Below are 15,118 nucleotides of genomic sequence, written 5' to 3'. Positions count from 1 at the left end.
AGAGCCCTGATCATGTCGGACACCATCCTTGCCGGCGCGTCCGCGCGCCAGGCGTCTCAGCCATCGGCGCAAACGCCACGCCCGGTTCTGGGCAATGCCCTGATCCTGGCGATGGCCGCCACCACCGGCCTCGCCGTCGCCAATATCTATTACAATCAGCCGATGCTCGGCCTGATCGAGACCAGCATGCCCAGCGGGCTGACCGCGCTGGTGCCCACGGTCACCCAGCTGGGCTATGCCCTGGGGCTGTTCCTGCTGGTGCCATTGGGCGACCGGGTCGAGCGGCGCGGACTGATCGTGCTGCAATTCCTGCTTCTCTCCGTTGCGCTGGTGCTCGCCGCCGTCGCGCCCACGCCCGCGCTGCTGCTCGGTGCCTCGCTCGTGCTTGGCGCGCTGGCCACCGTGGCACAGCAGATCGTGCCCTTTGCCGCGCACCTGGCCCCGGCCGAACGCAGCGGTGCGGTGATCGGCAAAGTCATGGCCGGGTTGCTCTGTGGCATCCTGCTCAGCCGCACCTTGGCCGGGTTCGTGGCTGAACATGCCGGCTGGCGTGCGATGTTCTGGCTAGGCGTGCCGCTCGCGCTGATCGCCGCGGCGATCCTGCGGGCGATGCTGCCCACTTCGCGCGCCAAGGGTGACCACCACGGCGAAGGGCCGCGCTATGCCCAGCTCCTTGCCTCGCTGTGGCACCTGTGGCGCCGCCACCGCGCGCTGCGCCTGGCGACGCTGACGCAAGGCCTGCTGTTTGCTGCGTTCAGCGCGTTCTGGAGCATTCTCGCCCTGCGCCTGGCGCAAGTGGGCCAGGGCGCGGGTGTGGCCGGGCTGTTTGGCGTGATCGGCGCCGTGGGCATTCTCGCCGCGCCGATGGCCGGGCATGTTGCCGACCGGCGCGGGCCCCATGCCACGATCGTGGTGGGCGTGGCGCTGATGGTGGTGGCCTGGATTATCGCCATGACGTTCTCGGGCGTGGTTGGCCTGGCGCTGGCCTGCGTGGTGCTCGACCTCGCGGTGCAAAGCGCGCTGATCTCGCACCAGCATATCGTCTATGCGCTGGACCAGGGCGCCCGCGCGCGGCTCAACACGCTGTTCATGGGCGGCATGTTCCTGCTGGGTGCGGCTGGCTCTGCCCTGGCGGCACTGGCCTGGCACGGCGCGGCCTGGACCGGGGTGAGCGTGCTGGGCCTGTCGCTGGGCCTGGGCGCGGGGCTGGTCAACTGGCTGGCGCGGCGTCCGCAGGAAGCATAAAAGAATAATAATTACAGATGTATATGTGATTTCCCCGGGGAAACCTTGCGGTTTCACCGGGGAAATCCAGTAAAATGCTGCACTGCACAATAATGCGGTTCAGCCAAACACGATGGTCTTGTTGCCAACGACCATCACGCGCCGTTCGATATGCCACGACACCGCGCGGGCCAGCACCTGGCATTCCACGTCACGGCCCAGCGCCACCAGCGTGTCGGGCGCATGGACATGGCTGACGCGGCGTACGTCCTGTTCGATGATCGGCCCTTCATCCAGGTCGGTCGTGACATAGTGCGCGGTGGCGCCGATGATCTTCACCCCGCGCTCGTGCGCCTGGTGATAGGGTTTGGCGCCCTTGAAGCTGGGCAAAAAGCTGTGGTGGATGTTGATGCAGCGCCCCGCCACCTTGGCGCAGAGCATCGGCGAGAGAATCTGCATGTAGCGCGCCAGCACCACCAGATCGGGCTGCGTCTCGTCGATCAGCGCGGCAAAGCGGGCTTCCTGCGCGGCCTTGCCATCCGGCTTGGTCGGCAGGTGGTGATAGGGCAGGCCGCTCCACTCGACAAAGCTGCGCATGTCATCATGGTTGGACACCACGCCGACGATATCGACCGGCAGCAGCCCGGCGCGCCAGCGGTGCAGCAGATCGAACAGGCAGTGCCCGAATTTCGATACCGCCAGCAGCAGGCGCGGGCGTTGGGCCATGTCGTGCAGCGACCAGTCCATGGCAAAGCGATCGGCGATCGGGGCAAAGCGCTGGCGCAGCGTGGCCACATCGGGCAGCGGTGCGCCATCGCCGGCAAACGCCGTGCGCATGGCGAACTGGCCCTTGGTGCCGTTGTTGAAATGATTGGATTCGGTGATCGTGGCCCCCTGTTCCGCCAGGAAGCCGGCCACCGCCGCGACGATGCCGCGCTGATCGGCGCAGCGCAGCAAGAGGACCTGACCTGGCATGGCCAGCGCCCCCGGATCAACAATTCCGGTCATGCTTTGCATTCCCCCCGGCGGGCTGGCCGCGTGCCGCCCGCGCTTTCACGCCCTGCAAAGACCGGTCGTCAGGCGTTTTTGGCAAATCACATTTTCGGCCATGGGGATGACATTTTTAGACGCGACGGGATCGCCCTGCGCCACTTACCCATGATGGCGTGACAGGAACCCGATCAACCCGTTGGCCGCACGGCCGCTATTCCGCGCTGGCCTTGCTGCGTGGCGCGCTGGGCGGCCATCGCCACTGGGGCCGTGCCTGGCGCGCGGCAGAGCCCCGGCCGAGCTATGACGTGGTGATCATCGGCGGCGGCGCGCATGGCCTGGCCACGGCCTATTACCTGGCGAGCCAGCACGGTATCCGCAATGTGGCGGTGGTGGAAAAGGGCTGGATCGGTGGCGGCAACACCGGCCGCAACACCACGATCGTGCGGTCCAACTATCGCCAGGCCCCGCTGCAGCGTCTGCTCGAGCATTCGCTCACGCTGTGGGAAGGCCTGTCTGACGAACTGAACTACAACGTCATGTTCTCGCCGCGCGGTGCGCTGTTCCTGGGCCATTCCGATGCCGACATGACGCGTCTGGCCGAACGCGGCGATAGCTTGCGCGCGATGGGCATCGATGCCGAACTGATGGACGTGGACGCGGTGCGCCGCCTGGTGCCGCTGCTCGATTTTTCCCCCCATGCGCGCTGGCCGATTCAGGGGGGGATGATCCAGCATCGCGGCGGCACTGCGCGGCACGATGCCGTAGCCTGGGGCTATGCCCGCGCGGCCGACAACCTGGGCGTGGACGTGATCGAGAATTGCGAGGTGACCGGCTTCGTTCGCGAGGGCGACCGCGTGACCGGCATCGAGACCACGCGCGGCAGAATTGCGGCGGGCAAGGTGGCAATCTGCGTGGCGGGCAACAGCGGCCATGTCGCGGGCCTTGCCGGGCTGCGCCTGCCCATCGAAAGCCACACACTGCAGGCCTATGTCACCGAGCCGGTCAAGCCGATGATCGACACCGTGATCATGTCGCAATCGCTGCATTGCTATATCTCGCAATCCGACAAGGGCGGGATCGTGGCGGGCGGCGATCCCGATGGCTTTCCCAGCTATGCCCAGCGCGGCCAGCCGGTGCGGCTGGAAGATGCGATCGCCCAGGCGATTGCCCTCGTGCCCGCGCTCAGCCGGTTGCGGATGGTGCGCTGCTGGTCGGGCGTGACGGACATGAGCTTTGACGGCTCGCCGATCATCGGCGACCTGCCGCTGCGCAACCTCTATATCAACGGTGGCTGGTGCTATGGCGGGTTCAAGGCGACGCCGGGATCGGGGCATCTCTATGCCCACCACCTCGCCACCGGCCAGCCGCACCCGATTGCCGCGCCGTTCGACCTGGCGCGCTTTGCCCAGGGGCGCACCATCGACGAAGCGGGCGTTGGCCCGATGCCGCAGCACAGATAAGGGGGAGACCAGGCCATGATGCTGATCGATTGCCCCCATTGCGGGCCGCGCGCGCAGGAAGAGTTTACCTATGAGCGCACGCGCGACAGCGTGGTGCCGCTCGATGCCACGCCGGCCGCGGCGATGGCCACGCTCTATGCCCGCGCCAATCCGCGCGGCGAGGAAGACGAGATCTGGCGCCACACCCTGGGTTGCCGTGGCTGGCTGGAACTGCGCCGCCACCGCATGACCCATGCCATCGTGGCGGTGCGCCCGCTGGCCCCGGCGGTGCTGCCATGAGCGGCGCTGCGCTGACGTTCACGTTCGACGGCAAGACCTATGCCGCGCGGCCGGGGCAGACCCTGGCGGCGGCGCTGCTCGACAACGGCGTTGCCGTGGTGGCGCGCAGCTTCAAGTATCACCGCCCGCGCGGGATCATGGCGGCCGGGGTGGAGGAACCATCGGCGCTGGTCACCGTGGGCGAAGGCGGGCGGGCGGAACCCAATACCCGCGCCACCGACGTGTTCGTCTATCAAGGCCTGGTGGCGCGCAGCCAGAATGTCTGGCCCAGCCTGGCGTTTGACGTGGGCGCGATCAATGGCTTGGCATCGCGACTGATCCCGGCAGGCTTTTACTACAAGACCTTTTTCGGGCCGCCGCGCCGCTGGATGGTCTATGAGCGGTTCATCCGCAAGGCCGCTGGCCTGGGTCCGGCACCGGCCGATGCCGATCCCGACAGTTTCGACCACCGCGCCGCGTTTTGCGACGTGCTGGTGGTGGGCGCCGGGCCAGCGGGCCTGGCTGCCGCACTGGCCGCGACGCAGGCGGGCCAGCGTGTGATGCTGGTGGAGCAGGACGCGCTGCCCGGCGGGGCGCTGCTGCGCGAGGATGTGCGCATCGATGGCGTGGCGGGCGGCGATTGGGCCGCGCAGGCCGTGGCGCAGATTCGCGCGGGCGGCGGGCGCGTGCTCCTGCGCGCCACGGCGACCGGCTATTGGGATGGCAACCTGGTTTCGGTGGTGCAGCGCCTTGCCGAGCCGGGGCAGGTGCCGGCGGCCGCTGCGCCGGTGCAGTGCCTGTGGAAAGTGCGCTGCGGCAAGGTCTTGCTGGCCACCGGCGCGATCGAGCGGCCGCTGGCCTTTGGCGGCAACGACCGCCCTGGGGTGATGCTGGCGCAGGCCGTGCGCGCTTACGTGCGGCGCCATGGCGTGGTGCCGGGGCGCCGCGCGGTGGTGGCGACGAGCAATGACGATGGCTATCGCACCGCCTTTGCACTCGCCGATGCCGGGGCGCAGGTGGTGGCCGTGCTCGACAGCCGCCCCGCGCCTGACAGTGCCATCGTCGAGCAGGCGCGCGGCCGCTTTGCCGTGCTGACCGACGCCCGGCCGATCGATACCCGCGCGCGGGGCCGGCGGCTGGCGACGGTGATCGCGCAGGTGGGCGGCGGCGAACAGCGCATGGCGGCAGATCTGCTGGCGATGTCGGGCGGTTTCACCCCGGTCGCGCATCTGCACAAGCAGGCCGGGGGCGACCTGGCGTGGGACGCGGCGGCCCAAGCCTTTGTGCCCGGCACGGCGCGGCAGGCGCAGGCCAGCATCGGCGCGGCGGCGGGCGGGCACGACCTGGCCGCGATCCTGGCGCAGGGCTGGGCCGCGGGCAGCGGCGGGGCGCCGCGCGGCTTTGCCGTGGACGATCCGCTGGGCATGGGCACGCCGGCCGGCGCCGCAGCGGTGCCGCAGGCCGCGCGCGGCAAGGTCTTTGTCGATTTCCAGAACGATGTGACGCTCAGCGATATCGATCTGGCCTGGCGCGAAGGCTATCGCTCGGTCGAGCATCTCAAGCGCTATACCACGCTGGGCATGGGTACCGACCAGGGTAAGACCGGCAATATGGCGGCGCTCGCCCGGCTGGCGCAGGCGCAGGGCGTGGATATTCCCCAGGCCGGGCTAACCACGTTTCGCCCGCCCTATACCCCCACCACGCTAGGCGCGTTTGCCGGGGCGGCGGTGGGCGAGCATGCCGGGCCAGTCCGGCGCCTGCGCCTGCACCAGGCGCACGATGATCTGGGCGCGGCGTGGCAGCCGGTGGGCTATTGGTTTCGCCCGCGCAGCTATCCGCGCGCCGGGGAAAGCCTGGGCGTGGCATCGCTGCGCGAGGCGCGGATGGTGCGGCAAAGCGTGGGCATGGTCGATGTTTCCACGCTGGCCACGTTCGAGGTGAGTGGCCCGGATGCCGCCGCGTTGCTCGAAATGGCCTGCGCCACCACGATCGGCCGCCTGGGGGTGGGGCGCGGGCGCTATACCGTGATGCTGCGCGAAGATGGCCTGGTGATGGACGATGGCACCGCCTGGCGCCTGGCCGAGCAGCGCTATCTCCTGACCAGTTCGACCGGCGGGGCAGACCGCATGGCGCAGCACCTGTCGTGGTTGCGCAACGTGATGGTGCCGCATTTGAAGGTCAGCGTGGTCAACGTGCAGGAGCATCTGGGCGCGGTGGCGCTGGCCGGGCCACAAGCGGCGCGCGTGCTGGCCGGGCTGACCGGGGCCGAGGCACCCGCGCACATGCGCTGCACCCGCGCGGTGCTGGCCGGGGTGGACGTGCTGATCCTGGCGGCAAGCTATAGCGGGGAGCGCGCGTTCGAGGTCTATGCCCCCGGGCACCAGCTGCGCGCGGTGTGGGATGCGCTGCACGGCGCGGCGGTGGCGGCGGGCGGCGGCGCCTATGGTCTGGATGCCATGGACCACTTGCGCGTGGAAAAGGGCCACGTGGTGATCGGCGCCGAAGTGGACGGGCGCGTCAGCGCGCAGGACATTGGCCTGGGCGGCATGCTGCGCAAGAGTGGCGGTTTTGTCGGCTGGCAGGGGCAGCAGCGCCCGGCGATCGCCACGGCCAGCGGGCGCCGCCAGCTGGTGGGCCTGACGGTGATCGGCAGCCAGGCCCTGCCCGAAGGCGCCATGCTGGTGACGCAGGAAGGGCTGGAACCATTGGGCCATGTGACCACCGCCGCGCCGCGCGTGGCGGGTGAGGGCTGGATCGGCCTGGCGCTGTTGATCGATGGCACGGCCCGCCATGGCCAGGAACTGCTGGCCTGGTCGGCCACGCGGAACCTGCGCGTGCCGGTGCGGGTGTGCGATCCGGTGTTCTATGACCGTGAAGGGGCGCGCTATCGTGATTGAGCTTTCGGTCCACGATGCCGCCGATGTGCTGGCGCTGGAGCTGTGGGATACGGCGGGCGCGGCGGCGGTGGCACAGGTGTTGGGCTTTGCGCTGCCGGCTTCGGGGCGCAGCGCTGGCGATGATCACCTGCGCGCCATGCGTTTTGAACCGACGGTGTGGCTGGTGGAAGGCGCCGCGATCGACCGCGCCGCGCTGGATGTGGCCGTGGCGGATCATGGCGCGGTGACGCCGATTGGCGGCGGCCTGGTGCGGGTGCGGCTGGTGGGTGCCGGCTGGCGCGGGCTGCTGATGCACGATGGCGTGTTCGATGCCGAAAATCCCGCGTTTGCGCCGGGCTGCACGGCCGCCACGGTAATCGCGCATGTGGCGGTGCGCCTTAACGTGGTGGCGCCCGATCGCTGCGACGCGCTGGTGCCGGCGAGCCTCGCCGATGGCCTGATCGCGCGCTGGCGCGAGGTGGCGGCAAGGGTAGATACGCCGGCATGACCCTGGCACTCCGTTCGCCCTGAGCCTGTCGCAGGGCGTGTGGCGCGGCGCCTAGGCCAGGGGGGCTTCGACAAGCTCAGCCCGAACGGTGACGGGGAGTGATGAATTGATCGCTCAGCCCGAGCGGAAAAAGCGTGTACGAGCAGGCCAGTATGCAATCGGCCGCCGGGGAGAAAAGACAATGCGCGATGGTGAGGCAATGCTGGCCCCGGTTCCGCCCGTGACGGGTGCGCGCGGGCCTGCGCCTGTGGCATCGGCCCGGCAATGGTATGTGCTGGTGCTGCTGTCGCTGGTCTATGCGATGAACATTGCCGATCGCTATGTCATTACCACGGTGATGGAATCGATCCGGCTCGATCTCAAGCTGACCGATTCGGGTGTGGCCCTGCTCACCGGCGTGGCGCTAGCGCTGTTCTATGTGACGATCGGCATTCCGGTGTCGGCGCTGGCCGACCGCTTCAACCGGCGCAACATCATTTCCGGCGCGCTGCTGCTGTGGTCGGGCCTGACCATTCTGACCGGGCTGTCTGCCACGTTCGGGCAGATGCTGCTGGCGCGCATTGGCGTGGGCATCGGCGAAAGCGGTGGCACCCCGCCATCGACCTCGATGCTGGCAGACTATTTCCGGCCGGCGCAGCGACCGGCGGCGCTGACCGTCTATGCCCTGGGGTCGTGCCTGGGGGCGTGGATCGGGGCAGACGTGGCCGGGCGCGTGGCCGATCTCTATGGCTGGCGCCACGCGTTCCTGGCGCTGGGCGTGCCCGGCGTGGTGCTGGCGGCGCTGATTTTCCTGACCGTGCGCGAGCCGCGCCGCGGGGCGATGGATGCGCCGCGTGCAGCCGATACCGAGCCTGCCGCGCCGCGCCTGCCCTTGTGGCGCGCGCTGGCGTTCCTGCTGCGCCAGCGCGCCACCATGCATCTGATGATGGGCGGCGCGGTGACGGCGCTGTGGGGCTGGGGCCTGATGTGGTGGACGCCCACCTATCTGCAGCGCGCCTATGGCCTGACGGCGGGCCAGGCGGGAGAGATTCTGGGGCCGATGCACCTGATCGCCGGCAGCCTGGCAACCGTGGCCACGGCCGTGCTGATGGCCAGCAAGGCCATGGCCGATCCGCGCCGCGTGCTGATCCTGATGGCGGTGGTGGTGGCGGTGATCACCGTGCCATCGTTCTTCATCTTCTGGACGCATGATCTGGGCGTGGCCAAGCTGTGTCTGTGGCTGTTCGTGCCGGCGATGTATTTCTACATCGGCCCTTCGTTTGGCCTGTTGCAGAACGTGGTGCCGGCGCAGATGCGCGCCACGGCCTGCGCGCTAACGCTGCTCATGGCCAATATTGCCAACCTGGTGATCGCGCCGCAGTTCGTCGGCCTGGTCAGCGACCATATGGCCGGCGGCCATGGCGCCGATGCCGCATCACTGCGCATTGCGCTGCTGATCCTGGCACCCACCGGCCTGTGGGCCGCGTGGCATTACTGGGCCGCGACGCGCAATATCCTGGCCGAACAGGCGCGCGCCACGGCCGGTGACCACGCCGCCTAACGCGGGTTTGGCGGCGCGGCGGCGCGCAATTCGGCGATCAGGCTGGCTTTCATCAGCTTGCCGGTGGGTTCGCGCGGGAGAGTGTCGCGAAACAGGATGCGCTTGGGCGTCTTGATCGCGCCCAGCCCGGCGCGGGCAAAGGCGGTGATGCTGGCGGCCAGGGCATCGTCGGCCACCACGCCCGGCGCAGGCTGGATCACGGCGACGGCCACTTCGCCCAGATCGGCATCGGGCGCGCCGACCACGGCGACATCGGCCACGGCTTCATGGCCGATCAGCAGGTTTTCGATCTCTTGCGGGTAGATGTTGACCCCGCCCGAGATGATCATGAAATGCTTCCGATCGGTCAGATAGAGGAACCCATCGGCATCGAGATAGCCGATATCGCCCAGCGTCGCCCAGCCATGGGGCGAAAGCGCGGCGGCGGTCTTGGCCGGATCGTTGTGATAGGCAAAGGCGGGGCCATTGGCGAAATAGACATTGCCCGGCGTGCCGATGGGCAGTTCATGGCCATCATCGTCAAGGATATGCACTTCGCCCAGCACGGCGCGGCCCACTGATCCGGGATGGCTGAGCCATTCGGCGGCGCCGAGCGCGGTGATCCCGCAGGTTTCGGTGCCCGAATAGTATTCGTGCACGATCGGCCCCCACCAATCGATCATCGCCTGCTTGACCGTCACCGGGCAGGGCGCCCCGGCATGGATCGCCGCGCGCAGCGATGACAGATCATGGCGCGCGCGCTGCGCCGGATCGAGCTTGAGCAGGCGCACGAAATGGGTGGGCACCCAGGTGCCATGCGTCACGCGCCAGCGCTCCACCAGGGCGAGCGCGGCCAGGGCATCGAACTTTTCCATCACCACCACGGTGCCGCCGAGGCGGTGGATGGTCATCGCCCAGCGCAGCGGCGCGGCGTGATAGAGCGGCGAGGTGGAGAGATAGACGGTGTCTGCCGCCATGCCATAGAGCGCCTGCCCCATGCTCACCAGCGGCGTGGGATCACCCAGCACGCCATCGGGCAAGGCCGGCTTGACCCCCTTGGGCCGCCCCGTGGTGCCCGAGGAATAGAGCATGTCGGCGCCCGGGCTTTCATCGCCCACCGGGGCAGCGGGCATGGCCGCGGCCAGTGGCGCCCAGCCGGGCAGGCCATTGCCGCCCGCGCCGGTCAGCAGCACTGTAACCGCCGTGCCTTGCGCGGCGAGCAACTGCGCCACCTGCGCCGCCAGAGGGGCCAGGGCATCGGCCACGACCAGCAGCTTGGCGCCGCTGTCGGCGACGATATAGGCAGCGTCTGCCGGGCTGAGCCGGGTGGAGATGCTGGTAAGATAAAGCCCGCTGCGCTCTGCCGCCCAGCCAATGGTGAACACCTCGGCCGTGTTGTGCAGCATGACCGCGATCACGTCTCCGCGCGCCAGGCCCAGCCGGCGCAGCGCCTGCGCGCCCTGGTTTGCTGCAGCCTCGAGTGCAGCATAGGTCAGCACGGGCGGCTGGCCGGCCGTGGCATCGGCAAAGATGCAGGCGGCCTTGTCGGGGCTGGTCTGGGCGTGGGCGCGGGGGTGAAACACCGGTGATTCCTCTTCCATGACGGGCACCGGGGTCGCTGCCCTGGCCGTTGCCACCGACAAGCCGCTCCACGCGCGATCAGGCAAGCGCAGAGCAGGAAATGCACAAATCGGCGACAACCACGACTAAAGCCAGTGCCGCGCCGCGCGGCTAGAACAGGCCAATGAGGACGGCGGCCCAGGCACTGGCATAGTGCCGCTGTCTTCACGCCAACAACAAGAATGACCCGGCCCAAGCAGGACGGGAGGAGAGGAATCATGAAGGCATCTGCCCGCGCGCAGTTTCACGTCTTGGCCAGCCTTGCCGCGCTGGCCGCCGCCACCGCCGCGCCGCGCGTCGCGCTGGCCCAGGATGCCCCCGCCGCCCAGGATGCTGCACCCACGCCGGCGCCGGCCGTTGGCGAAATCGTGGTGACGGCGCAGCGCCGCGCGCAATCGGTGATGGACGTGCCGCTGGCGATTTCGGCGGTTTCGGCGCAGGGCCTGGTGGCCAAGGGCGTGACCAATTCGGCCAACCTCGCCCAGGCGGTGCCCAATCTGCAGGTCAGCACCAATTTCGGCGCGGCGCAGCCCAATTTCTCGATGCGCGGCATTTCGGTGGCCAACGAATACAATTCCAACCAGGTTTCGCCGGTTGGCGTCTATATGGACGACGTCTATCTCGCCGCGCGCGCCAGCCATGGCATGGGCCTGTTCGATCTCGATCGGGTGGAAGTGCTGCGCGGGCCGCAGGGCACGCTGTTTGGCCGCAACACCACCGGCGGGGCGATCAACTTTATCACCCGCACGCCCTCGCTTTCGGGCAGCAATGGCTATGCCGAAGTGGGCTATGGCAACTTCAACACCTTTACCGCGCAGGGTGCGGCCGAAACCACCCTGGCCGATGACCAGGTGGGCCTGCGCGCCGCGATCAACTATGTGAAGGGGGACGGGCAGATCCACAATGTCTATCCCGGCGGCCGCGATGCGATGAGCCAGGATACCCTGCAAGGCCGCGTCGCCCTGCGCATCAAGCCGACCGGTTCGGGCCTCGACATCAAGATCCGCGCCTATGCCGGGCGCGACAATCCCGTGGGCGCCGGCACGATCGGCCTGCAGGCGGCCCGCACCGGTCTGGGCTTCTTCGAGGTGAACGAGAAGAACCTGGGCGATTTCCGCACCCGCGCCTGGGGCGTTGCCGCCAACGTTTCCTATGAACTCTCGCCCGCTGTCACGCTTACCTCGATCACTTCATACGATGGTGGCAGCCTGGACATGGGGCAGAATGCCGATGGCGCGCCGGCCGATATTCTCTTCATCAACTGGAAATCCAATTTCCGCCAGTTCGCCGAAGAAGCGCGCGTCAACTATTCGTCTGACAAACTCAAGCTGGTGGCGGGCGTGTTCTATGGCTGGGACCGCACGATCACCGACAACGATTTCAACATCGGTAGCGCGCTGGCGCCGGGTGTGAACGGCGGCTTTTTCCAGCACTTTCGCCAGAGCCGCTTTTCCATCGCCGGGTTCACCCAGGGCGATTACAGCCTGACGCGCAGCCTCACGCTGACGCTCGGCGGGCGCTACACCTCGGACAAGGCGCGCTATCGCGATGGCTATGCCTATCTCTTTGCCGGCGGGTTCGGCGCGGGCGAAACGCCGCTGGCCACGACTGTGCCATGCGCAACCGGGCCGGGCACCTGCGCCTATGATCCCAACGCGCGCTACAACCTTGATGGCAACAACAACGCCTTCACCGGCCGCGCCGCGCTCAGCTACAAGTGGGACAGCGGGCTGCTCGGCTATGTCAGCTATAACCGGGGCTATCGCTCCGGCGCGTTCAACGGCGGTTCCTATACCTCTTCGGCGGGGATCAACTTCGTCAAGCCCGAGACGGTCAACGCCTATGAAGTGGGGCTCAAGGGCCGGCTGTTTGACCGCACGCTGTCGTTCTCGACCGCGGCATTCTATTACGACTATTCCAACCAGCAGCTGCAGGACACGCGCCCCGGCCCGGTTTCGATCCTGGTCAATGCGCCCAAGTCGGAAATCTATGGCGCGGAAGGCGAGTTTACCTGGACGCCGAGCACGCGCTTTTCGATCAACGGGTCGGTGGGCCTGCTGCATGCCACGTACAAGGAACTGACGCTCCAGGGCACCAACCTCGCCGGCAACGACCTGCCGTTTGCCCCGCACGTGACCGCGCAACTCGGTGCCGATATCGTGCTGCTCGACAATGGGCCCGATCGCGTGACGCTGTCGCCCAACGTGGCCTATGCCGGGCACCAGTATTTCACGCCGTTCAACCTGACCAATGCTGCCGGCACGGCGCAGAACAACGCCGAATTGCAGCAGGACGCCAATGCCAAGGTGAACGGCCAGATCACCTGGCAGCACGCCAACCTGCAACTGCGGGCATGGATCAAGAATGCCTTCAACGCGCGCACCTATGCCTATGGGCTCGATCTGCGCGGCGCGGGCTTCCCCTACAACTTCCTGGTGCAATCGGCCCCGCGCACGTTCGGCGCCAGCGCCAGGGTCACGTTCTGATGCAGGATACCCCGGCCATGACCACAGCGACCAGCACCCGGCCCGATTTCAAGAACCCCGATCTCTATGTAGCCGGGGTGCCGCACGACCTGTTTGCCCAGGTGCGCGCGGATGAGCCGGTCTATTGGAATGCGGAAGCGGACGGGCCGGGGTTCTGGGCGGTCTTGCGCCATGCCGATATCGTCGAGGTATCGCGCCAGCCGCTGCTCTATTCCTCGGCCCATGCCAATGGCGGCCACCGCATTTTCAACGAAAACGAGGTGGGCCTTACCGGGGCGGGCGAAAGCGCGATCGGCATTCCGTTCATCTCGATCGATCCGCCGGTCCACACGCAGTATCGCAAGTTCATGATGCCGGCGGTTGCGCCGGGCCGCCTGGCCGGGATCGAAGAGCGCATTACGCAGCGCTGCCGCGCCCTGCTCGATGCCATCCCGCTGGGCGAGCCGGTGGACCTGGTCCAGGCGCTGTCGGCGCCGCTGCCGCTGATGACGCTGTGCGAGCTGTTCGATCTGCCGCCCGAGATCGGCTGGCATGACCTTTATGACTGGACCAACGCCTTTGTCGGCGAGGATGACCCCGAGTTTCGCCAGAGCCCGGAGCAGATGGCGCAAGTGCTCGGCAGCTTTTTTGCCCTGATGCAGGCCCTGTTCGACACGCGCCGCCACCAGCCCGGGGCAGACCTGGCGACACTGCTCGCCAATGCCGAGATCAACGGGCAGCCGGTGCAGTTTCGCGATTTCGTGGGCAACATGATCCTGGCGCTGGTCGGCGCCAACGAGACGACGCGCAATTCGTTGAGCCACACGGTGGTGAACTTTGCCGCCCATCCCGCGCAGTGGCAGATGGTGCGCGATGATCCCGCGATCCTGGCCACGGCGGTGCGCGAGATGGTGCGCCACGCCAGCCCGGTGATGCACATGCGCCGCACGGCCACCGCCGATACCGTGCTGGGCGGCCAGGCCATCGCCAAGGGTGACAAGGTTGTGCTGTGGTACACCGCCGCCAACCGCGACGAAAGCGTGTTTGCCGATCCCGACACCTTTGACATCACGCGCGGAAATATCCAGCATCTGGCATTCGGCAGCGGCCAGCACGTGTGCATCGGTTCGCGGCTGGCCGAGATGCAATTGCGGGTGGCGTTTCGCCTGCTGGCGGAGCGGGTCAAAGGGTTCGAGCTGGTTTCGGCCCCGCGCCGGTTCCGTTCCAACTTCATCAACGGGCTCAAGAACCTGGACGTGACGCTGGTGGCAGGATGAAGCAGGCGGCACCGCATGGCGGGAGAGATGGGATGCAGGAATTGCCGCGTTTCAATCCGGCGGGCACCAACGAGGCGATCATTTCCGATGCGCTGGGGCGGGGGCCGGACATGCAGCTGGGCTCGCGCGAGGATGGCTGGCAGCTGTGCCGCTGGCGCCAGTTCGTCGGCTCCTACACCGTGCCGGCCCTGCCCGAGCCGCTTTATACCATGCATATCGCCGGGCAGCAGCACAACCGCACCTGGCTCAACGGCGGGTGGAGCGAGCACGCCTCGATGCCCGGCTGCGCCACGATCGTGCCCTCGGGCCAGCAGACCGGCTGGCTGGTGGATGGCGAACTCGACGTGGTGACGCTGAGCGTGTCGTCGCAGCAGTTGCAGCGCGCGCCGGCGGCCGACCAGTTCCGCACCATGCGCTTTGCCTTTTCCGATCCGCTGGGCGCGGCGTTGACGCGGCAGGTCTTGTCCGAACTCTATGCCCCGCAAAGCGCTGAGCGCGAGGTCTATATCGGCGCGCTGGTCAATGCGCTGAAAGCGCATATCCTGCGTGGGGCCAATTCGGTGACGGCGCAGGATATCCCGATTTCCTCGTTCTCGTCCTATCGCATCCACCATGTGATGAACGCGATCCTGCAAAAGCCCGAAGCGCAGCATTCGCTGGAGGAAATGTCGGCCGTGGCGGGGCTGACGCCCTCGCATTTCTGTCGCGTGTTTCGCAAGGCCACCGGCCTTTCGCCGCACCAGTATGTGATGAAGACCCGCCTGGATAAGGCGCAGCAGATGCTGCACCAGAGCGACCTTTCCATCGCCGCCATTTCCGAAAGCCTGGGCTTTACCAGCCAGAGCCATTTCACCCGCGCCTTTCGCCAGTTCACCGGCGAGGCGCCGAGCGATTTCCGCAAACGCACCAGGAATTGAA

At 67.7% G+C, this 15,118-nt stretch carries 11 protein-coding genes; 9 read left to right on the top strand and 2 right to left on the bottom strand.

What is annotated here, in order from left to right; translation table 11 throughout:
• Nucleotides 1-12: 12 nt before the first annotated feature.
• The gene (locus C8K14_RS00360; RefSeq protein ID WP_369974022.1) at nt 13-1,245 is read left to right on the top strand and encodes an MFS transporter; all 1,233 of its coding nucleotides are present in this window, start codon (nt 13-15) and stop codon (nt 1,243-1,245) included.
• A gap of 99 nt (nt 1,246-1,344) precedes the next feature.
• On the opposite strand, the gene purU is transcribed toward C8K14_RS00360, so the two are convergent.
• A complete protein-coding gene (purU, locus tag C8K14_RS00355) occupies nt 1,345-2,232 on the bottom strand; it encodes a formyltetrahydrofolate deformylase (protein WP_166643320.1) in 888 nt (295 codons plus the stop codon).
• A gap of 158 nt (nt 2,233-2,390) precedes the next feature.
• Between purU and C8K14_RS00350 the strand changes: the two genes are divergently transcribed.
• The 5 genes from C8K14_RS00350 to C8K14_RS00330 all read left to right on the top strand — a co-directional run bounded on the left by C8K14_RS00350 (nt 2,391) and on the right by C8K14_RS00330 (nt 8,859).
• Nucleotides 2,391-3,677, top strand: a complete 1,287-nt coding sequence (locus tag C8K14_RS00350) for a sarcosine oxidase subunit beta family protein (protein ID WP_107715247.1) — start codon at nt 2,391-2,393, stop codon at nt 3,675-3,677.
• A gap of 15 nt (nt 3,678-3,692) precedes the next feature.
• A complete protein-coding gene (locus tag C8K14_RS00345) occupies nt 3,693-3,956 on the top strand; it encodes a sarcosine oxidase subunit delta (protein WP_107715246.1) in 264 nt (87 codons plus the stop codon).
• On the top strand, nt 3,953-6,832 hold the full coding sequence (locus tag C8K14_RS00340) for a 2Fe-2S iron-sulfur cluster-binding protein (protein WP_107715245.1): 2,880 nt from the start codon (nt 3,953-3,955) through the stop codon (nt 6,830-6,832). Before C8K14_RS00345 ends, C8K14_RS00340 begins: the two co-directional genes overlap by 4 nt.
• Nucleotides 6,825-7,319: a sarcosine oxidase subunit gamma family protein gene (locus C8K14_RS00335; RefSeq protein WP_158271838.1), complete on the top strand. Its 495-nt coding sequence runs from the start codon at nt 6,825-6,827 to the stop codon at nt 7,317-7,319. The genes C8K14_RS00340 and C8K14_RS00335 overlap by 8 nt, the downstream gene beginning before the upstream one ends.
• Nucleotides 7,320-7,500: 181 nt before the next feature.
• Nucleotides 7,501-8,859: an MFS transporter gene (locus C8K14_RS00330; RefSeq protein ID WP_233250821.1), complete on the top strand. Its 1,359-nt coding sequence runs from the start codon at nt 7,501-7,503 to the stop codon at nt 8,857-8,859.
• On the opposite strand, the gene C8K14_RS00325 is transcribed toward C8K14_RS00330, so the two are convergent.
• A complete protein-coding gene (locus C8K14_RS00325; protein ID WP_107715243.1) occupies nt 8,856-10,439 on the bottom strand; it encodes an AMP-binding protein in 1,584 nt (527 codons plus the stop codon). The two genes, C8K14_RS00330 and C8K14_RS00325, sit on opposite strands and share 4 nt — an antisense overlap.
• A gap of 237 nt (nt 10,440-10,676) precedes the next feature.
• On the opposite strand from C8K14_RS00325, the gene C8K14_RS00320 reads away from it, so the two are divergent.
• Genes C8K14_RS00320 through C8K14_RS00310 form a run of 3 tightly spaced genes read left to right on the top strand, consistent with a single transcriptional unit; the run spans nt 10,677 to nt 15,117 of the window.
• Nucleotides 10,677-12,944 carry a TonB-dependent receptor gene (locus C8K14_RS00320; protein WP_107715242.1) on the top strand — a complete coding sequence of 756 codons (2,268 nt, stop codon included), beginning with the start codon at nt 10,677-10,679 and terminating at the stop codon, nt 12,942-12,944.
• A gap of 17 nt (nt 12,945-12,961) precedes the next feature.
• Complete coding sequence (locus C8K14_RS00315) at nt 12,962-14,200, top strand: cytochrome P450 (protein ID WP_107715452.1); 1,239 nt, start codon at nt 12,962-12,964, stop codon at nt 14,198-14,200.
• Between the two features lie 32 nt (nt 14,201-14,232).
• The gene (locus C8K14_RS00310; RefSeq protein WP_022676838.1) at nt 14,233-15,117 is read left to right on the top strand and encodes a helix-turn-helix domain-containing protein; all 885 of its coding nucleotides are present in this window, start codon (nt 14,233-14,235) and stop codon (nt 15,115-15,117) included.
• The last annotated feature ends 1 nt before the right edge of the window (nt 15,118 follow it).

This window comes from Novosphingobium sp. GV079 (assembly GCF_003058045.1).
Taxonomy (GTDB): domain Bacteria; phylum Pseudomonadota; class Alphaproteobacteria; order Sphingomonadales; family Sphingomonadaceae; genus Novosphingobium; species Novosphingobium capsulatum.
The sequence above is the reverse complement of the archived record's forward strand: the minus strand, read 5'-3'. Positions and strand labels throughout refer to the sequence as shown.